This is a genomic window from Legionella sp. PATHC032, from assembly GCF_026191185.1.
Taxonomy (GTDB): Bacteria; Pseudomonadota; Gammaproteobacteria; order Legionellales; family Legionellaceae; genus Legionella.
The window spans coordinates 3,129,475-3,149,432 of record NZ_JAPHOV010000001.1 but is presented as its reverse complement, the minus strand read 5'-3'; the positions used below and the strand labels follow the sequence as shown (position 1 = coordinate 3,149,432).

The following is a 19,958-nucleotide window of genomic DNA, read 5'->3' as shown; positions in this document are numbered from 1 at the left end:
ATTCTATCATAAAATGTTCATCTCTGGCTTTTTCTGAATCCAGTTATTTTGAACAAAATCTTATAGGGGAAGTAGTGGTTTCTATAACCAGCGTATCTTAATTATTTTTCAATTTTCCTGGAGAAATTTATTCCATGGACTATCCTTAAAAAACCCCTTTTTAAAATTGTAAGGAGTTATTATGAAAAATAACAGTTTACTTCTCCCCTTGTTTAAGACAATAGACAAATTACTGTTTGGTATAGAAGAAATTAAAGAAATAGAAAAAGAATCAGAGTATATCCTGTGTGACAACGAAGACGAGTTTGATGTAGAGCGTTCTATCAATTAATTCTTGCCTGAAAAAGAAAGCCTGGGTGATAATGCCTTTTTTTTGAACGGGAATAGGTATGTTGAATAGCCAACAAATGGCTGCGGTGAAATATATTGATGGGCCTTTGTTGGTACTTGCTGGGGCTGGAAGTGGTAAAACCAGAGTTATTACCCAAAAAATTGGTTATTTAATTAATTCATGTGGTTATAATGCCAACTCCATTTGTGCCGTTACTTTCACAAATAAAGCAGCGAATGAAATGCGTGCGAGGGTTTCTGCCTTTTTACCCGCTGCAAACAGGCGGGGATTAAAGGTTGCAACATTTCATACATTAGGCTTAAGCATTATCAAGCGTGATGTTTCTCGATGTGATTTGAAACCAGGATTTTCTATTTTTGACAGCGAAGATTGTTTACAGATTTTGCGGGGTTTTTTACCCGTTAATAAGGCAACCGATAGAGACTTTATCCTCAAAATTCAACAACAAATTTCTCTTTGGAAAAATAATTTATTACATCCTGAATTAATACTTCAAAATCCTCCGGAAACTCTTTTATGTGACGAAGCTTTAACAATTTATCCACGCTATCAAGAAGCTTTAAAAGCATATAATGCGGTGGACTTTGATGATCTTATTCGGTTACCTGTCAATCTATTGAATGACCATGTTGATGTGTTGGAATATTGGCAGAATAAAGTACGTCATTTGTTGGTGGATGAATACCAGGATTCAAACACTAGCCAGTATCTTCTGGTAAAAAAATTGGTAGGGGTTCGTGCTCACTTTACGGTGGTAGGTGATGATGATCAGTCGATTTATGCCTGGCGTGGCGCCAAGCCAGAGAATTTGGCACAGTTACAAAAAGATTTTCCTCGGTTAAAGATTATTAAATTAGAACAGAATTACCGATCAACCAGCCGAATTTTACATGCTGCCAATCATTTGATTGCGCATAATCAACATTTATTTGAAAAAAAATTATGGAGTGATTTGGGGCATGGGGAATTATTAAGAGTTGTTAGCTGTAAGGATGAGCAGGATGAGGCAGAACATGTGATCGCTGATTTAATAAGCCATAAATTACGTAATCGAACAAATTATAGCGATTACGCTATCTTATATAGAGGAAATCATCAGGCGAGAATATTTGAAAAGGTATTAAGACATCATGGTATTCCTTACCATATTAGCGGAGGCCAGTCCTGGTTTGCCAAGTTAGAAGTCAGGGATATTTTTGCCTATCTTAAATTGCTTTGTAATGAAGCAGATGATGCCGCTTTTTTGCGAGCAATTACTACCCCCAAACGAGGTATAGGAGAGAGTAGTCTCGATGCTCTGGGACGCTATGCTCAGTCCAGAGGAATAAGTTTATATCATGGATCCGATCATTTGGCCTTGTCTGAGTTTGTTGCTGAGAAACAGAGAATTATTTTTCATGATTTCAAAGTATGGATGGAAGATATTAAAAAGCGCATCAGTTCGGCTTCAGTCCTGGAGCATTTAAGGCAAATGGTGGAAGATATTGGGTATGAAGCTTATATTTATGAACAATGTGATTCTCCCGCCAAGGCACAAAAAAAAATGGATAATGTATGGGAGCTTTTAGAATGGGTTAATCGCTTGTTGAGTAAGGAGCCTGAACAATCCCTCATTGATGTGGTGAATAAATTAATTTTAATCGATATACTGGAACAATCCGATGAATCTTCAAGTGATGTAGTACAGTTAATGACATTGCATGCCTCAAAAGGTTTGGAATTTCCTTTTGTTTATTTGGTAGGGATGGAAGAGGAGTTATTACCTCATCGAGTGAGCATTGATGATGATCAAATTGAAGAAGAAAGACGATTGGCTTATGTAGGGATCACACGTGCGCAGAAGGGGTTATGCTTTACTCTAGCCAAGCAGAGACGCCGTGCTGGAGAACTGCAAGATTGTGTTCCAAGCCGATTTTTGGATGAATTGCCTCAAGAGAGTTTAGAGTGGTTTGGGAAAGGCGGCGAGCGTTGTGAAGAGCAATCAAAAAAACTGGCCAAATCTCACCTGGAAGGACTGAAAAACTTGTTAAGCTAAGAGTAGATTATATTGATTTTCAGCAAGGAGTATCATTACCTGAACTCCTTGCTGCTTTTTTAAGGCACTTATTGGTAATCACTATCATTGGCCATGAGAGAGATTGACGCGTTCTGGAAGTTCTTCAATGAAGATTTGTGTGCGGGTTTTTTCCCCTTTTTGGCTAAATAGTCTGTGTTGATTGTAGTCTGATTGCTTTTTAGCTTGTTCCAGAGTGTCACTCAATGTTTCACCTTTTTCAGGATGACGTATTTTTTCTTTTAATTGATTGAGCGCGACGATCTTTTTATCGGCCAATTCGCGACCTATAACGATGTCTTTAAGATGCTTTCTTTGAAATTTCTCTATCCGAGCAACAGCATGCTCAACTTGCCATTCCTGCGATGGGCGTTCAGCATTAGCATTTAATTTAACATCGAATTCTTTGGCTACTCCCCATTGTTTATTCCATGCTTCTCCAAGACTTAACACATGAGGTTTTTTGCCAGAAGGCAAATTCTTACTATGATTCTCTTGAGGAGGATTTAGCTTACTGGCAGAACAATCCCAGAGTGCTGCTAAGCCATATATAGGTGAAGCAATAGTTTTTAATACCCAGGTAGGAATATCCATATTATGATCTTGATCGGAGTCAGGATTCAGCCTTTCCTTTAGGAGTTTTTCAAATTGGTGATGATCTTGGTGTCCATGTTCTTCATCCTGTTCGTCTTCATGGTCATGTCCAATAAAATAGTGGGCATCTTCAAAGCCTTCGCTAATAATGGCAACGAGTGCGGAAAGAATCTGCGGTACTCCAGGCATACGATCCGATGTGACTGCAACGCTGATCAAATGTCCCAGAAACAAAAGAATACGTAGTGGGGTAATGGTTAATTTTAAAAGAATGCGAAACGGGTTAACTATTTGTAACCAATTTTCAGTTTCACGTAAGTGCTGATATCCATTGCTTGTTGCTTCGTAAATTTTTTGGAAGACGTTCTTATTGCTACGAGTTGCTTCATCGACCATATCCAGTGATTCAGCTGTGTTTTGTATGTTAAAGACGATAGCCGAAGCACCAGTTATAATCGGATTGATAACCCCCATAATAAAACTGGGCATTTTTTTCATCCAGTCAAATAAAGGGCGGGCGTTTGTAGCAATCGTCCACCATGTTCCAGCAGTACAGACGGTTAGGGCCAGTGCCAGTCCAACAAGAAAAACAGCAGTAGTTGCTATAAACACATTGCGTACAGTTAAACCTTGACTTAAATCATCGCGAATTTTGTTATACCATTTGACAACTGTATTATTGTTGATCATATCAGTAACAGCATTATAGGTCAGCATTCCATAAGCAGCCCCTGCGACGATAGCCATTGGAAGGATTATAATGGGCCACAATGCGAATGGAATGGCAGCAAAAAACGGAATTACCGTAAAGGCTTCAACAATAAGATAGGTGCTTCCCAGCCCCATGAAAAGACCAGCAACCACACTAAAACCTTTGACAATATGAAATTGAAAATGACGCTTTTCCCATCGTTTTACCCATTCGTCTTGCTTATTTAAAGCAAGCCAGTCAAGTAGTTCCTTCGTGTATTTGGATGGGGTTGGGGATGTATTGTTTTTATCTGAAAACAATTGCAGGGCAAACCACTTTTCCATGTCTGAGAGTGTTTTTTCAATTTGGCGCTTTCTTTTTTTACTGTCTTGATTGAGTTCTTTATGACCAAATTCACCCAATAATTCTAACTGTCTTTTATAATCTTTGAAAAATTGCGGGCAATTTTCTTCGTCGGTGTTTGGAAAATGAGTAAGCAAATACTCTTTGGCCAGGTAATTCTTAAGATAGTTAAATTTAAACAGTTTATTAAGAGCGCCTTTTATGTTTTGCAAATAGATTTCGCCTTCATAAGCGACCGATAAAGCAAAACCTGCGAAAGCTAAAGGCAGCGCGGGCAAAAGAGCATACATGCCTCCAAAGCTTAAAAAGCCAAGTATCAGGCTTGCTCCTGTCGTCAGTAAAAGAAGAAACAAGTAATAAGGGATTTTTTGGGGCTTGATAGGTATATTTTTTATATTCATTGTAGTATATTTGCTCATTGATGCGTAATGCAGAACTTTATACTAAATGAAAATGATTATCAATAGCATTAATGTCAAAAAAGATAATTTTTGTCTTTGTTGCAATTCAACAATAAAGTTTGTTTGCAATATTCGTTTCATCAGGTAGTATCAAAAACGATTTAAATAACTTAGGAGAGGATATGCGTTTTAACCAATGGATGACCTGTATCACATCAGGATTAATACTCGCCAGTAATTCATGTTTTGCAACGACGTCGCCTGTTCATGAGCAATTGCAAGTTCCACAATGCCTTGCTGCAAAAATAACCATACCCCATAAGGTTTTGGCCGAGAACAAAGAGTTCAAAATTATTGATGTCTCATCATCTGATGTAGAGACTCTGACTATTCTGGCTGATAAAGTAAATTGTGGCCATTTTATGAATGTGAGTCACAAATTAACAGGGACATTAGCGGCAAACCAACAGCAATCTGCTCAAAAGTTACTGCAAAAAAAACTCATTAAACCGTTTGGTGTATTCAAATTACATAAAGACGTTTATGAAATCAAGCATGAAGAAGAAGTCAATGCAGCATTAAAAGAAGTAGTCTCTGACAACATATGGCAAACTTTGACTCATCTGACTTCCTATTATAATCGCTCTGCAACCAAGGATACAGGTGTTGAAACGGCCAATTGGTTAAAATCCAAATTTGAACAAATGGCTGTTGAGTATGACAGAACTGATACTTCGACCTTTTTTGTAAAAACCGGGTGGTACAAACAACCTTCCCTGGTTACCGTGATTGGCAAAGACATACAGGCTCCCGCTATTGTCATTGGCGCTCATATGGATACTCTTGATGGTCGTATGCCTGGCGCTGGTGATGATGGTAGTGGCTCATCAAGTATTATGGAAGCAGCGCGGGTTATCATGTCATCTAAAGCGACATTTAAGCGCCCCATCTATTTTATTTGGTATGCCGCTGAAGAAAGAGGTTTGGTTGGTTCACAACACGTCGTTCAACACTTTCAGGAACAATCAATTCCAGTGAAGGCTGTGGTGCAATTTGACATGACAGGCTATCGAAATGATGCCAATGATCCAACGATGTGGGTGTTTACTGATTACACAGATAAGAATTTAAGTAATTATTTGGCCAAATTAATTGATCATTATATTCACGTACCGGTAGATTATTCTCGATGTGGTTATGGCTGCAGTGATCATGCCTCCTGGAATGAAGAAGATATTCCTGCTGCTTTCCCATGTGAAACCAGTTTCGCCGATCACAATCCATACATCCATACTTCTTCTGATAAAATGGATTTATTAAATCTGGAGCATATGACCAACTTCTCCAAACTGGCTGTAGCGTTCGCTATTGAGCTGGCCTCCGAGTAATTGTTTGAATGCCTCTCAAGAATCTTAAATATTTTTGAGAGGCTATTTGTTTAAAGTCAGTTTATTGATTATCGATTGATACTTATTTCATGTCAGGTTGCTGTTTGCTAACTTCTTCAATGTTATCGGAGAGAGCCTCGCCATGGCTTTTCCAAAACTTAAAAGTGCCTTTGGTCAGTTTTGAATAAATGCCCAGGCTTAATATGTGCAGTATGCTTTCAAGAAATCTTGCGCCACTCCATGAGTCGCGGCGATCTTTTAAAGTGGCTTTGTGTTCCTCAGTCAGTATTTGCTCCATATTTTTAATTTTTGTTGCACTATTTGAAGCTGTGCTGTCAGTGAGAGCTGCTAGCATGCTTGTAACAATCGCATGTTTTTTATTTACTAGATTATTAACGTCATCGGTTAGAGAGGGTTGCAAGTGCTCTTTATAATCTGTGCACAATTCAATTAGTTTTTCTAATTTTTCATCGGTTCCGGGAGGCGATTGGAAAAATGCAATGATTGGATTCAAAATAACCGCTTTAAGATTGGCAATATCATTTTCGCCTGGGAATTCTGTTCTAATTCTTGTTGAGTTGAAATGCTCTTCTGCTTTTGTTGGATAGTAAGCCATTTCAAAAGCTAAAAAAGCTTTTTCCAAGCTGGAGCCTCTCATAAAAGTGTTTCTATCTCCTGGGGGCGATAGTTCGATCACTCGAGATGTTAATTGGTGAAGTATCTCAGAATCTAAAGTTGGGCCAATAGTTAATACAAAATCCTTTATTGCATCCATTTTGCTGTGATTGGAGTCTGAAACCGGGGCATTGGGATCCACATAACCTTCTGATTTTGTAAAAGTGTTGGGATCCAGCAAATTAATCAGTTCTTCGTTAGAAATTGTTCCATTTTTAAGTGAAGCGCCGTAGGTGTTAATCAGGCGTTTGGTTTGAGCTAAAGGCATGGCAGTGACCCCAAAGATTGATTATGGCAAAGTATAGTACAAAATTATTAAGAAATTATTAGGAGAGTATTTCGATCGGGGCATCCGCAGATTGCCTGTTGCCGAAGGGGTAGACAGATAAATTGCTTCAATATCACTTAAGGGGCAGTGAGTAAAGGATAAAGATACCGGTACTTATATATAATTGAAAACTAATTGCTATTTTGAGTAAGTCCTATAAGATCATCAATGAGTTTCCGCTGTTTTATTTGTATTTAGTGGTGGACAACTAAATTCCTCGGTGATTTTATTTTCCACATCTACTGCCTGTAATATGACCGGAAATTGCCATAAATAATGTAAGTGCTTCAATACTTCATTAGTTGAACTTCCAAGTGGTACCCTGTTTTGTTGAGAGTATCTTAAAGTCAAAGAGCGATCTCCTTGCAAATCGACAGAATAGACTTGAATATCAGGTTCCAGATAACCCAGATTATATTGCCTGGATAATGCTTCTCTGATTTGCTGATATCCCCATTCGTCGTGAATGGCATTGATGTATAATTCGGAGTTGCGATCATCATCAACTATATGGAACAGTTTTAAATCTCGTATAAGTTTTGGTGACAGGTATTGAGCGATAAAGCTTTCATCTTTGTAGTTGCGCATCGCTGTATCAAGGCTTGTGAGCCAATCTGTGTTCGCGAGATAGGGGAACCACTTTTTGTCTTCCTCTGTGGGGTTTTCACAGATTCGTTTGATGTCTTGCATCATGTGGTAGCCAAGGGTATATGGATTAATACCGCTGTAATAAGGACTATTGTATGCTGGTTGCATGATGACATTGGTGTGGCTTTGTAGTATTTCCAGCATAAATTCATCGGTCACTAAACCTTCGTCATACAAGGCATGCAAAATAGTATAATGCCAAAAGCAAGCCCATCCTTCATTCATCACTTTAGTTTGTCCCTGAGGATAAAAATATTGGGCTAATTTTCTTACTATACGCACTATTTCTCTTTGCCAGGGCTCTAAGAGAGGGGCATTTTTTTCTATAAAATAAAGAATATTTTCCTGAGGTTCTTCTGGGAAGCGCTTTTTTTGTCCGTTTTTATCGATTTGCTTACTGAAAGGTATTGTTCTCCATAATTCATTAACTTGTGATTGCATGTAAATTTCACGGTTTTGCTGTCGAATTTTTTCTTCCTGGATAGATAAAGGAGCGGGATGCTTGTATCGATCAACTCCGTAATTCATAAGGGCATGGCAAGCATCAAGTATTGACTCTACCGCATCTATTCCATAACGTTCCTCACAATCACTGATGTATTTCTTGGCGAATACCAGATAGTCAATAATAGCATCTGCAGAAGTCCACATTTTAAATAAGTAATTGTTTTTAAAAAAAGAATTGTGGCCATAGCATGCGTGGGCAATAACCAATGCTTGCATAGCCATGGTATTTTCTTCCATTAAATAAGAAATACAAGGATTGGAATTAATTACAAGCTCATAGGCCAAGCCCATTTGTCCTCTTTTATAACTTTTCTCAACACTGACAAAATGTTTTCCAAAAGACCAATGGTGGTAACCGATGGGCATACCCACAGATGAGTAGGCATCCATCATTTGTTCTGCGGTAATGATTTCAATTTGGTTTGGATAGGTATCCAAATTAAAGCTTTTAGCGATGCGCGCAATTTCGCGGTCATAGGCCTGTATTAACTCGAAAGTCCATTCTGCACCGGTTGACAGTGGCTTTTTTCTCATAGCGTTTTCCTTTTAAATAATTCGCGAAATACAGGATAAATGTCAGCGACATTATCAATATTTTCCATGGCAAAATTAGGATAACGTTCTTTTACTTGTTGATATACTTCCCACAAACTTTGATGATGACGGGGCATGATTTCAATATAAGCAAAATATTGCAATAAAGGCATAATTTTTTCCTGTAGCAGCTCCTGGCAGTAAGGAGAGTCTGCATTCCAGTTATCGCCATCGGATGCTTGGGCAACATAAATGTTCCAGGCTTGAGGAGGATAGCGTGCCTCAATGATGGTATTTAATAACTCCAGGGCACTGGAAACAACGGTGCCGCCCGTCTCGCGTGAATAAAAAAATTCCTCTTCATTAACTTCTTTGGCTGAGGTGTGATGGCGGATAAAAACCAATTCAATTTTTTCGTAATTTTTGGTAAGAAACATATAAAGTAATATGAAAAAGCGTTTTGCTATGTCTTTTTTAGCTTCATCCATGGAGCCTGATACGTCCATCACACAAAACATCACTGCTTGTGTAGATGGTGATGGCACTCGCACACGGTGATTATAACGCAGGTCAATTGTGTCTATAAATGGTACGGTCTGTATCTTTTTTTTGAAAAACTCAATGTCTCTTTCAAGCTTCAAAATATCTAGCTTGTCCGGATTGGCTAATTGCTTCAGGCGTTCAAGTTCTTCTTCAGCCTCCTTTAAGCGCTTTTTATAGGGGGAGGCTAAAGCGACGCGACGTCCTGTTGCTTGCTTCATTGAACGAAGGACATTAATATTATTAGGTATTCCACTCGTGGTTACGCCAGCTCTTACTGTTTTATAAGTGCTAATTCTTGCTAATTCCTTTTTTACCAAATCAGGTAATTCCAGATCTTCAAAATAGAGCTCCAAAAATTCTTCACGGGATAATTCAAAAACAAAATTATCTTCACCTTCACCGCTATCGCTGGCGTTACCTCCAGCACCTCCAGCACCTCCACCGCCAGGCCTTTTTATCCTGTCTCCGGCGATGAAGTTATCATTTCCAGGTAGTACACGTTCGATATGGCCACCATGGCCTCTATGGAATTGAGGCTCATAAATGTCTTTGGCGGGTATAGTGATTTGTTCGCCTTGGTCAATTTCAGTAATACTCCGTTTTCCGACAGCCTCAGAAACTGCTTTTTTAATTTGGCTTTTATAACGGCGTAAAAAACGTTGGCGATTAACCGTGCTTTTTTTTCCAGCATTTTGTCGTCTATCAATTAATTGCGACATAATTGTTAGCTCCACACCTTCTGCAGGTAAGTTTTTTGTTAGTCAGGCTATTAGCGATATCTGAGTTTGGGTTCCATTTTATTGCTTCAGATAGTTACTTATAATCCTGACTGTATTTCATAACCTGTCACGTTATGAATTATGCTACCTATTATTGTGACTTCCTTACTCTCAAGTACCATTCACAAAGTAAGCGAACTTGCTTTCGTGTGTAGCCTTTCTCTACCATTCGAGAGATAAATTCTTCATGTTTTTTCTTATCTTCTTCAGATGCTTTGGCATTGAAAGAAATAACGGGTAACAAATCTTCAGTATTGGTAAACATTTTTTTCTCAATGACTGATTTTAGTTTTTCATAGCTATTCCATACAGGGTTTTTTCCTCGGTTATTTGCTCGAGCGCGCAGTACGAAATTGACTACTTCATTACGGAAGTCTTTAGGATTGGAGATCCCTGCCGGTTTTTCGATTTTCTCCAATTCCAGGTTTAATAAGGCTCGGTCAAATATCTCGCCAGTATCCGGATCGCGATAATCCTGATCTTGAATCCAGAAATCAGCATAGGTAATGTAACGATCAAATATGTTCTGCCCATACTCAGAATAGGATTCCAGGTAAGCGGTTTGAATTTCCTTACCTATAAAATCGACGTATTTGGTCGCCAAATATTCTTTAATGAAGTTCAAGTAGGTTTCATGTAACTCTTGAGGAAATTGTTCCTGTTCGATTTGGCGTTCCAGCACATACATTAAATGAACCGGGTTTGCTGCCACTTCAGTATGATCAAAATTGAATACTTTTGAAAGGATTTTGAAGGCAAACCGCGTGGATATTCCGCTCATCCCTTCGTCAACCCCTGCAAAATCTCTATACTCCTGATACGATTTTGCCTTGGGATCGGTATCTTTCAAACTCTCTCCATTATACACGCGCATTTTGGAGTAAATGCTGGAGTTTTGTGGTTCTTTTAAACGGGTTAATACAGAAAACTGGGCTAGCATATCCAGTGTACCAGGTGCGCAAGGCGCATTGGCTAAAGAACTGTTATGGATTAGTTTTTGGTAGATTTTGATTTCTTCAGAAACACGCAGGCAATAAGGCACTTTGACTATGTTGATTCGGTCTATAAATGCTTCGTTATTTTTATTGTTTCTAAAGGATTGCCATTCTGATTCATTGGAGTGGGCCAGTATAATTCCTTCAAAAGGAATAGCTGAAAGCCCTTCTGTGGCATTGTAATTACCTTCTTGCGTTGCGGTCAGCAAGGGATGAAGTACCTTTATCGGTGCCTTAAACATTTCCACGAATTCCAAAAGCCCGCGGTTGGCTCGACACAAGCCTCCAGAGTAGCTGTAAGCATCAGGATCATCTTGGGAAAATTCTTCCAATTTACGGATATCGACTTTACCAACCAGAGAAGAAATGTCTTGATTGTTTTCATCGCCAGGTTCTGTTTTTGCGATGGCAATTTGTTTGAGTCGAGAAGGCTTGACTTTAATAACCCGGAATTTGCTGATGTCGCCATTGTATTCCTGTAATCGTTTGACTGCCCAGGGGGACATTAAGTAGCGTAGGTAGCGTGTTGGGATACCAAAACGTTCTCTAAGTAATTCACCATCTTCCAAGGGGTTAAATAATGACAGTGGAGATTCAAAGACAGGGGAGCCTTTGATTGCATAAAAAGGGACTCTTTCCATTAAGTCTTTCAATTTTTCTGCAATGGACGATTTACCTCCACCAACAGGCCCTAAAAGATATAAAACCTGTTTCGTTTCCTCTAAACCTTGCGCAGCATGTTTTAAAAAGCCAACGATTTGCTCAATGGGTTCTTCCATTCCATAAAAATCTTTAAAAACTTCATAATGATGGATTATTTTATTTGAGAAAATTCGTGATAGAACCGGATCATGTCGAGTATCAATCAATTCAGGCTCGCCTATCGCCATAAGCAAACGCTCTGCTGGGTTGGCATATGCTGTCGGGTCCGTTTTGCACAATTCCAGATACTCATCCAAACTCATGTCTTCTTCTTTATTATCAACAAATCGTTTGGTATAACCCGCTAAAAAATCTTGTGTATTCATGCGCCATCCCCTTTTACTTAACCCTGAGAAGGATATAATGTGATTCTTTTTTACTCTTTCCTGTATAAAAGCAAAAACTACTTCTTTTAATTCATAGTATAGTAGACTAACCACTTAATTTAATACATAAATCAATAAACTTATTCGTTTTTTTTATAGGAAGCAATGACTATGCCAGACACGACCATTTATTTGAAGAATTATCAATCGCCTTGTTTCACAGTTGAGATGGTGGAATTGAACTTTGATTTGTATGATGACCATGCTTTAGTGAGCAGCACTCTTAAGTTAACACGTCAAAAGGATGGCGCTTTGCATTTGTATGGTGAAGAGCTGGAATTAATCGGTTTGCATTTAAATGGGCGAAAATTAGAACCCACAGAGTATGTTTTGTCTAAAGACGCCCTTATTATAGAGCGATGCTCTGATGAAATAATCCTTAACATAGTGACTCGCATCAAACCACAAGAAAATACACAATTATCAGGACTTTATCGTTCTAACCATTTGTTTTGTACTCAATGTGAAGCAGAAGGTTTTAGGCGAATTACCTATTATCTGGATAGACCCGATGTTTTGGCAACTTTTACAACAAGAATCAATGCTGATAAAAAGCAATATCCAATTTTATTGTCTAACGGTAATTTAATGGATGCTGGGGAAACCGCTGATGGACGTCATTGGGTGGTTTGGAAGGATCCTTTCAAGAAGCCCTCTTATTTATTCGCTTTGGTAGCTGGTAATTTAGCTAGTGTTAGAGACAGTTTTGTTACTTGCTCTGGGAAAACTGTTGATTTACGTATTTATGTAGAGCCAGGGAATGAAGACAAGTGCTCTCATGCCATGGAGTCATTAAAAAAGGCCATGAAATGGGATGAAGAGGTTTATGGTCGTGAGTACGATTTAGATATTTATATGATAGTCGCTGTAAGCGATTTCAATATGGGAGCCATGGAAAACAAAGGATTGAATATATTTAATTCCAAATACATCCTTGCTCGCCCTGAAACAGCCACTGATCAAGATTTTGCGGATGTTGAAGGTGTAGTAGGCCATGAGTATTTCCATAACTGGACAGGAAATCGTGTGACTTGTCGTGACTGGTTCCAGTTAAGTTTGAAAGAGGGATTGACTGTTTTTCGGGATCAGGAATTTTCTCGGGATATGAATTCTCGTGATGTCAATCGGATCATGGACGTTAAGGTATTGCGTAGCGCTCAATTTCCTGAGGACGCGGGGAGTATGGCGCATCCAGTAAGACCTGAATCCTATCAGGAAATTAATAATTTTTATACGGCGACAGTATATAACAAAGGCGCGGAAGTGATTCGCATGCAACATACTTTGCTAGGCAAGGAGAGGTTTCGACGAGGCATGGATCTTTATTTCAAACGCCATGATGGCCATGCCGTAACCATTGATGATTTTGTTGCTGCCATGGAAGATGCCAACGGAGTCGATTTAACACAATTCAAACTTTGGTATAGCCAGGCAGGGACGCCTGAAGTGCGTGTCCTAAGCCATTTTTCAGAAGGGCGATTAGAACTTACTATGCAACAACATTGTCCTCCTACTCCTGAATGCCATGAGAAAAAACCATTTCATATCCCGGTTCGCATGGCATTATTTGATTCGAAAGGGGAAATGATTCCCATAGAAAATGAGCTTTTGGAGTTAAAAGAGAAGGAACAACGTTTTATTTTTTCCGGGCTAAATGAGAAGCCAGTTGTCTCGCTATTAAGAGAATTTTCAGCTCCTGTAAAAATTTATGATGATCTGGAGCAGGATGATTTGTTATTTTTATTGCGTTATGAAACGGATGGATATGCCAAGTGGGACGCCGCACAACGTCTGGTTCTTAACTGCCTCAATGAAAACTTGAAATTACCAACCAGTGAATGGCAAGTGTCTGAAACTCTTATCGCTGCCTTTCAGCATGTTTTGCTTGATGAGTCTCTTGATATGGATCTCCGGGCAGAGTTGCTGACACCACCAGGATTTGAAGAAGTAGCAGCTACAATGAAATGGGTTGATGTCAGCAAGGTGGAATCAGTGCGAGACTATTTCCGTCAACAATTGGGATTGGGTTTATACACAAAGGCATCTGATCTTTATAAAGCATTATGGGAATTAGAAGATCATCGCATGCATGGCCAAGCTTATGGACGCAGAAAATTAAGAAATGTCTGTTTATGGTTGATGATGAAAGCAAAAGAATCGGATGCTTTAGAATTATGCCAAGAACAATTCAAAGCCTCTCGGACCATGACGGATCAAATTGCCAGTTGCAGCTTACTAGTCAATTGTTCCAGGGAGTCTCACCGGAACGAAGCCATAGAAAGATTTTATGAACAATGGTCTCATAATGAATTGGTACTGGATAAGTGGTTTGCCATGCAAGCGGCATGTGAATTACCAGGTACATTGGCTCATGTCAAAAAATTAACGCAACATCCTGCTTTTTGTATTAAAAATCCCAATAAAGTTAGGGCTCTGGTTGGCGCTTTCTGTATGGCTAACCCCAGAAACTTCCATGCCCTAGATGGTAGCGGATATGTTTTTTTAAGTGATGTGCTGATTAAACTGGATAAACTGAATCCTCAAATCGCTGCACGATTGGCTACCCCTTTTACGCGCTGGCGAAGTTATGATGAGCCAAGACAAAAGCTAATCCTGAATCAGTTGGAGCAGCTTACACAACTGGATTTATCGCGGGATTTGCGTGAAGTTATAGATAAGAGTCTGGTCGTTGAAGAAAAATAGAGTGAATTAACGTGTGCTGGGTTTTGCTATAGGCAAACTCAGCACGCCTTAGCCGATTTTTATCCTTTTATTTGCGCATACAAAACTTACAAAACTCTTAAATTAACTTTTCAGCTTGATCATCAAGGATTCGATTTAAGATAAATATGGATTGATGTGCTGCTTGGGTGAAAAAAGTTTATAATTTAGAAAACCAACGAAACCTATAGGATAAAGGAGTTTTTTTGTGCTTCACCATTTTGCAGTGATAGGTAATCCAATTGCACATAGTTTGTCTCCTGTTATTCATCAAATGTTTGCTCAACAAACCCAAATTAAATTGATTTATGAAAAAATCCTGGGTGATGATGTCAGGTTTGAACAGCAGGTATCTGATTTCTTTATCCAATATGGCAATGGACTTAATGTCACTTTACCTTATAAAAAACGCGCTTATGAATTAGCAACAGTACGCACGCCGAGATGTACCCTGGCTGGCGCGGCAAACACCCTTTGGATGAAAGAAAATCAATTACATGCTGACAATACCGATGGTATTGGTTTGATACGTGATTTATCCCGATTTCTTGAATTAAAAGATAAAAAAATTCTGATTCTGGGGGCTGGCGGAGCCGCAAGAGGGATTATTTTTCCTTTATTAGAAACGAAACCGTTAAAATTAATGGTTGCTAATCGGACTTTGGAAAAAGCAGAAGAATTACAGCGTCAATTTCCTCAAATTAATGTCGCAAGTTTTGCTGAGTTGTCAGAGTCCTTTCATTTAATCATTAATGCCACTTCTGCGAGTCTGTCAGGTCAAGTCATTGTATTACCTGAAGAAGTGTTATCCCATAAACCATTTTGTTATGATTTAGCTTATAATAAAAAAACAAGTACTGCCTTTGTTCAATATGCTCGTAATGGAGGGTGTGAAGCAGCTGATGGATTAGGTATGTTAGTAGAGCAAGCTGCCGAAGCATTCTTTATATGGAATGATATTATGCCTTCTACCAAGGAAATCTTAGCGCAACTGCGATCTTTTTAAATCGGAAGTTTGCATAACAGGTTGATGTGCTTTTGCAACCAAACTCTGGCTAACTAAAAAAAGCGCTGACTTCTGTGGCTGCGGCAATAGTGTCCTGGTATCCTAATTCCAGTAATTCCCGAGTAAATTCTTTTTCAAAGAGTAAAAAGCTAAGCAGATCACCGGAATGACTCCTGGCTCCCATAATATTTAATAAAAATCGAAGCAATACTGGCATGCTGGTGTAATGGTTTTGCGCTACTGAGGCCATTGCTCTGCTCGGGCGTAAATGCAACGTTGAGATAGGTCTCCAGGGAGAGCGTCGTTTTTTCCACATGGATAAAAGAGTAGCTATTTCATTCATACGATTGACCATTTCTATATCCCTATCCAGATTATCCAGAAAAAGCCCATTCATCATATTGCCTAGAATATGGGCGAAAGCGATTTCACCATTGCGCAAGGTTTCTGGATCGGTAAATTCGGGTAATTCCCTGGTGCCTAAGATGAGAATTCTATCGACTTGAAAACGAATAGCTCCGCGAAGGGGGGCGACCAAACCTATACTTCCATCGCCATAATGGAATCCATTGAGACTGACAGGGGGGAAGAACAGTGGTAAGGCGCTTGATGCCAGAATATGCTGGGCATTAATCACCGCACGTTGGCTGCTATGACGTGGATAATTCCAATCTTCAAATTCTGAATGATTATGGGCATAGAAAGAGATGGTTTGATGTGTTTCATAACAGGCGCTTAAGACTTCGAAAGTATCAAGGTATCCTTCTTGTATATTTTGTTCGATTCGTGTGAAGTCAATGTTTTCTTCCAGAAATTGCCGTAATGGTGTTGTATCAAGCAAATGCCCTGATTGACGTTGTTTGATAATTAAGGTGCTTAAATTACGCATTACTGATTTGCTCAATTCGTAATTACTTGCCTTGTAGATTTGTTGACAATGAATTTCACCCCAAATGGCCTCGAGTTTATCCAGGGCGGCAGGAAAATCATTGGCATTTTCAGCAAGTACGGCTGCATTGACACTGCCTACGCTGACACCACTTACCAAGTCAAAAGGTAGCGTTTTGGTTTGTAAAATATGCCCGATTGCTTTGAGTACCCCTGCTTGATAAGCACCTCGAGCACCACCACCTGCCAAATATAGAGCTTTTTTAGCCATCATGTTTTATTTTATTTATTATAATTAGAAATATAGTTGAAATCAGGACTAATTAGCAAGAAAGAATTGCCAATGCCATCTTTGCTTGATAATGAATTGATATATATAAATTAAATCAATGCTTTTCTTGAGTGACTGTGATGGGAATTACAAAAGACGAAAGATTCAGAAAATTTGAAATAGAAAAAGCTCTTCAACTGTTACAGTCGATGCAGCTTCCTATTGAATATCCGTTGACTCCTTTAGATAAAACGTCACTATTAAAAAAAGCCACAAAACGGATTCCCTTGCTGTCAAAATTTTTAAAAACGGTTGATGATACGGGTGACGTAGCTGTCAAAATTGGTGAGCGAATCACTAGTATATCCCATACCCCGGGCAAAGAATCTTTAGCTCACGGTTTTGCTTTTGGCGGTGTGGCCATGGCCGGTTTTGATTTTCTGCGCATTCCTATTATTTATTTATCAGCTTATTTGCTAGGCGAAGAAGTGCCTGTTAATTTGAGTAATAATGCAAAATGGCTTTATTCCGCAGTATTGTTAGGATTGACAATAACCGCATTGGCAGTTCCGGTAGCAGCTCCTTATATAGCTTTTGCTGCAGCAGGCCTCAGTTTAGGTGTGGGTGCGTTTTTATTAGGAAAAACTCTTTACGAACGCTATCAACTAGGCAGGGAAAGGAAAAAGTTAAAAGCGGAGATCATAAGAGAAGAGGATGAAATGCTGAAAATTCAGGATAAAGCCAAGCATTTAGAATCCCTTTTACAAAGCGCTGACAATGAAGAGCAAATAGCAGCCATTTTATTTGAAATATCAGTTGTCCAGGAGGACTATAACAGGCAGAAAAAACAAATCCAGAGTTTAAAAAACAACGAGTTGCAATTAGAACAACAAATCAAAAAGTTGGATACAATGAAGGTTGTTGACAGGACTGTCGCGGTTGCTTTGTCTGCGCTTACTATCGTAGCCTTGACTGTCACTTTATTTTTCCCGCCCGTTGGCGGGGGAATGTTGGCTGGAATAGCAATTGCTGGAGGTGCGTATTTCGTTGCTAGGGTAAGTGCGCCATTAGTTAAATCAACGGCTGTCTGGCTCTACAATAAATTAAAATCAACCCCAAGTGAGAGTGCTGAATCACAGGATATAGATAACAAACCGACTTTAAGTCATGAGGAAGAAGAAAAAAAAGAAGATTCTTTGCAAATCGATAATGAGTTTGATTTACCGCCAATAGATGCTGAGATGCCAATTTCTGCGGATTCAGAGGAACATAAACCTGTACATGAATCAACTGAGGATGTACTGGTAGGGTTATCAGTAAATATCAACAGGCTCAAGGAAAAAGTAAGAATGGAAAAAAAAGAGGAAGTAGAGGAAGCGTCGCCAGATAAGCTTCAGCATTTTTCATCTCTATCCACCTCTCCCTCTCCAGGAACGTTGGGTTCCAGAAAACTACCAGCCAAAGAGAATGATGATGAGGATGGAGAAAGCGAGTCAGATATAGAGCATCCTGATGCCCCTAAAATTTAAATCTGCATTGCAAAAAACAAGAATTTCCTTTAAGTTAAAAAAAATTACTATCAAGGAATGAAAATTCATGCTGAATTTATTTCGTGAGCAACCTCGTGCATTTCACATGATTTTTATGTTGGAGTTGTGGGAGCGATTTGGATTCTATACAGTTCAGGGAATTCTTACTCTTTATTTTATTCGTTACCTGGGTTATAGCGATTTAGAGTCTTACTATACCTTTGGTGCTTATTCTGCGCTGGTGTATGGGATGGTGGTTATTGGTGGATATTTAGGCGACAGGATTCTTGGCACCAAACGAACCATAGTTCTCGGGCTTGTTGTGCTGGCCCTGGGTTATTTTTCTCTTGCAGTCACTGATAAGCAGCATGTATTTCTTGCATTAGGTTTAATTTGTGTAGGCAATGGTCTATTCAAAGCGAATCCATCGAATTTGTTATCCAAATGCTATGATGACAATGATCCGCGATTACATGGCGGTTTTACCCTTTATTATATGGCTATTAATTTGGGCAGTATGGTTGCATTATTCGTTGGACCAGCAGTATCAAGCGCTTATGGTTACTCATATGCTTACATGATTAGTGCAATAGGGTTGATTTTGGGTATTGTGAATTATTGGTATCAACGACAACATGTGGCGCATGTCAATACAAAAGCGGATCTTCGAAAAATAACTGTTCTTCACTGGGGAATAATAATAGCTGGTGTTTTAATGCTTACTGGAATATCAGCTTACTTATTACAACATGTCATGCTTGCTAAAAATCTGTTGTGGGGTATTACACTGCTCGTAGTGTGTGTTTATATCTATTTAATGCGCAAACAAACTCAGGCTTTTTTTATGAGAATGTTAGTCGCTTTGGTTTTAATGATCGAAGCAGTCATATTTTTTACTTTATACCAACAGATGCCTACTTCATTAAATCTGTTCGCTGTAAATAATGTAATACCTACTGTCCTGGGCATCACAATTGATCCGCAGAGCTTTCAAGCTCTAAATCCAATATGGATTGTATTAATGAGTCCCGTATTAGCTTATTTCTATAGAAAATTGCACCAACATAATATTTTATTTTCTATACCTTATAAATTTGCATTCGGCATGACCATGTGTGCAGTGAGCTTTTTAATGCTGTATTTTGCTCGTTATTTTTATGTTGGAAATGGCATGGTTTCTTCCTGGTGGATGATTTTCAGTTATTTATTCCAAAGTCTTGGCGAGTTATTAGTATCAGCTCTTGGTGTTGCAATGGTTGCTGAATTAGTGCCGGCTGCTAATGCAGGGTTTGTTATGGGAATGTGGTTTTTAACCTCTGCAGTGGCAGGATTTATTGGCGCAACAGTCGCGTCTTTTACAGCACTTCCTGAGAACATCAAACCAGGAGTTGAGTCTTTATTGATTTATTCCGATGTATTTGCCTGTATTGGCATTGTTACTCTATTGATTGCAGTTATTATGTGGTTAGTATCGCCTCGGTTAAGCCGCTATATTACAGTCCCTTCCTTGAAAGGAAATAAGGATATAGAAACAGTAGAATACTCCACGACCTATATTCCCAGTCACTAGGTTTGTTTATTTCCCTTTTCGGCAATTTGGTTGG

The 19,958-nt window shown here is 39.0% G+C and carries 13 protein-coding genes; 7 read left to right on the top strand and 6 right to left on the bottom strand.

From position 1 onward, the window contains the following. Nucleotides 1-181 precede the first annotated feature (181 nt). Complete coding sequence (locus OQJ02_RS14050; RefSeq protein ID WP_265719600.1) at nt 182-331, top strand: hypothetical protein; 150 nt, start codon at nt 182-184, stop codon at nt 329-331. Between the two features lie 58 nt (nt 332-389). After that, the gene (locus OQJ02_RS14045; RefSeq protein WP_265719599.1) at nt 390-2,387 is read left to right on the top strand and encodes a UvrD-helicase domain-containing protein; all 1,998 of its coding nucleotides are present in this window, start codon (nt 390-392) and stop codon (nt 2,385-2,387) included. An 84-nt stretch (nt 2,388-2,471) separates the two neighbouring features. On the opposite strand, the gene iroT is transcribed toward OQJ02_RS14045, so the two are convergent. Beyond that, nucleotides 2,472-4,454 carry a T4SS effector ferrous iron transporter IroT/MavN gene (gene iroT / locus OQJ02_RS14040; protein WP_265719598.1) on the bottom strand — a complete coding sequence of 661 codons (1,983 nt, stop codon included), beginning with the start codon at nt 4,452-4,454 and terminating at the stop codon, nt 2,472-2,474. A 182-nt stretch (nt 4,455-4,636) separates the two neighbouring features. Between iroT and lapA the strand changes: the two genes are divergently transcribed. Next, nucleotides 4,637-5,842 carry an aminopeptidase LapA gene (lapA, locus tag OQJ02_RS14035; protein ID WP_265719597.1) on the top strand — a complete coding sequence of 402 codons (1,206 nt, stop codon included), beginning with the start codon at nt 4,637-4,639 and terminating at the stop codon, nt 5,840-5,842. An 82-nt stretch (nt 5,843-5,924) separates the two neighbouring features. On the opposite strand, the gene vipE is transcribed toward lapA, so the two are convergent. The 4 genes from vipE to OQJ02_RS14015 form a co-directional block, all read right to left on the bottom strand. Then, nucleotides 5,925-6,785: a Dot/Icm T4SS effector VipE gene (gene vipE, locus OQJ02_RS14030; protein ID WP_265719596.1), complete on the bottom strand. Its 861-nt coding sequence runs from the start codon at nt 6,783-6,785 to the stop codon at nt 5,925-5,927. A gap of 225 nt (nt 6,786-7,010) precedes the next feature. After that, entirely contained in the window at nt 7,011-8,534 is a 1,524-nt protein-coding gene (locus tag OQJ02_RS14025; RefSeq protein ID WP_265719595.1) for a SpoVR family protein, read from the bottom strand. After that, a complete protein-coding gene (locus OQJ02_RS14020) occupies nt 8,531-9,796 on the bottom strand; it encodes a YeaH/YhbH family protein (protein WP_265719594.1) in 1,266 nt (421 codons plus the stop codon). The genes OQJ02_RS14025 and OQJ02_RS14020 overlap by 4 nt, the downstream gene beginning before the upstream one ends. A 151-nt stretch (nt 9,797-9,947) precedes the next feature. After that, entirely contained in the window at nt 9,948-11,879 is a 1,932-nt protein-coding gene (locus OQJ02_RS14015) for a PrkA family serine protein kinase (protein WP_265719593.1), read from the bottom strand. A 171-nt stretch (nt 11,880-12,050) separates the two neighbouring features. On the opposite strand from OQJ02_RS14015, the gene pepN reads away from it, so the two are divergent. Both pepN and aroE read left to right on the top strand, forming a co-directional pair. Further along, entirely contained in the window at nt 12,051-14,642 is a 2,592-nt protein-coding gene (pepN, locus tag OQJ02_RS14010) for an aminopeptidase N (protein ID WP_265719592.1), read from the top strand. A gap of 226 nt (nt 14,643-14,868) precedes the next feature. Then, on the top strand, nt 14,869-15,666 hold the full coding sequence (aroE, locus tag OQJ02_RS14005) for a shikimate dehydrogenase (protein ID WP_265719591.1): 798 nt from the start codon (nt 14,869-14,871) through the stop codon (nt 15,664-15,666). A 49-nt stretch (nt 15,667-15,715) separates the two neighbouring features. Here the strand turns inward: aroE and OQJ02_RS14000 are convergent, their stop codons facing one another. Further along, the gene (locus tag OQJ02_RS14000) at nt 15,716-16,828 is read right to left on the bottom strand and encodes a patatin-like phospholipase family protein (RefSeq protein ID WP_265719590.1); all 1,113 of its coding nucleotides are present in this window, start codon (nt 16,826-16,828) and stop codon (nt 15,716-15,718) included. Nucleotides 16,829-16,965: 137 nt separating this feature from the next. Between OQJ02_RS14000 and OQJ02_RS13995 the strand changes: the two genes are divergently transcribed. Both OQJ02_RS13995 and OQJ02_RS13990 read left to right on the top strand, forming a co-directional pair. Beyond that, nucleotides 16,966-18,354, top strand: a complete 1,389-nt coding sequence (locus OQJ02_RS13995; RefSeq protein ID WP_265719589.1) for a hypothetical protein — start codon at nt 16,966-16,968, stop codon at nt 18,352-18,354. A 67-nt stretch (nt 18,355-18,421) separates the two neighbouring features. Next, nucleotides 18,422-19,924: an oligopeptide:H+ symporter gene (locus OQJ02_RS13990; RefSeq protein WP_265719588.1), complete on the top strand. Its 1,503-nt coding sequence runs from the start codon at nt 18,422-18,424 to the stop codon at nt 19,922-19,924. The last annotated feature ends 34 nt before the right edge of the window (nt 19,925-19,958 follow it).

Excerpts from the sequence above, each read along its gene's own strand:
- pepN (WP_265719592.1), top strand. The coding sequence starts at position 12,051 with ATGCCAGACACGACCATTTATTTGAAGAATTATCAATCGCCTTGTTTC.
- lapA (WP_265719597.1), top strand. The coding sequence starts at position 4,637 with ATGCGTTTTAACCAATGGATGACCTGTATCACATCAGGATTAATACTC.
- OQJ02_RS13995 (WP_265719589.1), top strand. The coding sequence starts at position 16,966 with ATGGGAATTACAAAAGACGAAAGATTCAGAAAATTTGAAATAGAAAAA.
- vipE (WP_265719596.1), bottom strand. The coding sequence starts at position 6,785 with ATGCCTTTAGCTCAAACCAAACGCCTGATTAACACCTACGGCGCTTCA.
- OQJ02_RS14000 (WP_265719590.1), bottom strand. The coding sequence starts at position 16,828 with ATGATGGCTAAAAAAGCTCTATATTTGGCAGGTGGTGGTGCTCGAGGT.
- OQJ02_RS14020 (WP_265719594.1), bottom strand. The coding sequence starts at position 9,796 with ATGTCGCAATTAATTGATAGACGACAAAATGCTGGAAAAAAAAGCACG.
- OQJ02_RS14015 (WP_265719593.1), bottom strand. The coding sequence starts at position 11,879 with ATGAATACACAAGATTTTTTAGCGGGTTATACCAAACGATTTGTTGAT.
- OQJ02_RS14025 (WP_265719595.1), bottom strand. The coding sequence starts at position 8,534 with ATGAGAAAAAAGCCACTGTCAACCGGTGCAGAATGGACTTTCGAGTTA.
- OQJ02_RS14045 (WP_265719599.1), top strand. The coding sequence starts at position 390 with ATGTTGAATAGCCAACAAATGGCTGCGGTGAAATATATTGATGGGCCT.
- OQJ02_RS14050 (WP_265719600.1), top strand. The coding sequence starts at position 182 with ATGAAAAATAACAGTTTACTTCTCCCCTTGTTTAAGACAATAGACAAA.
- iroT (WP_265719598.1), bottom strand. The coding sequence starts at position 4,454 with ATGAATATAAAAAATATACCTATCAAGCCCCAAAAAATCCCTTATTAC.
- OQJ02_RS13990 (WP_265719588.1), top strand. The coding sequence starts at position 18,422 with ATGCTGAATTTATTTCGTGAGCAACCTCGTGCATTTCACATGATTTTT.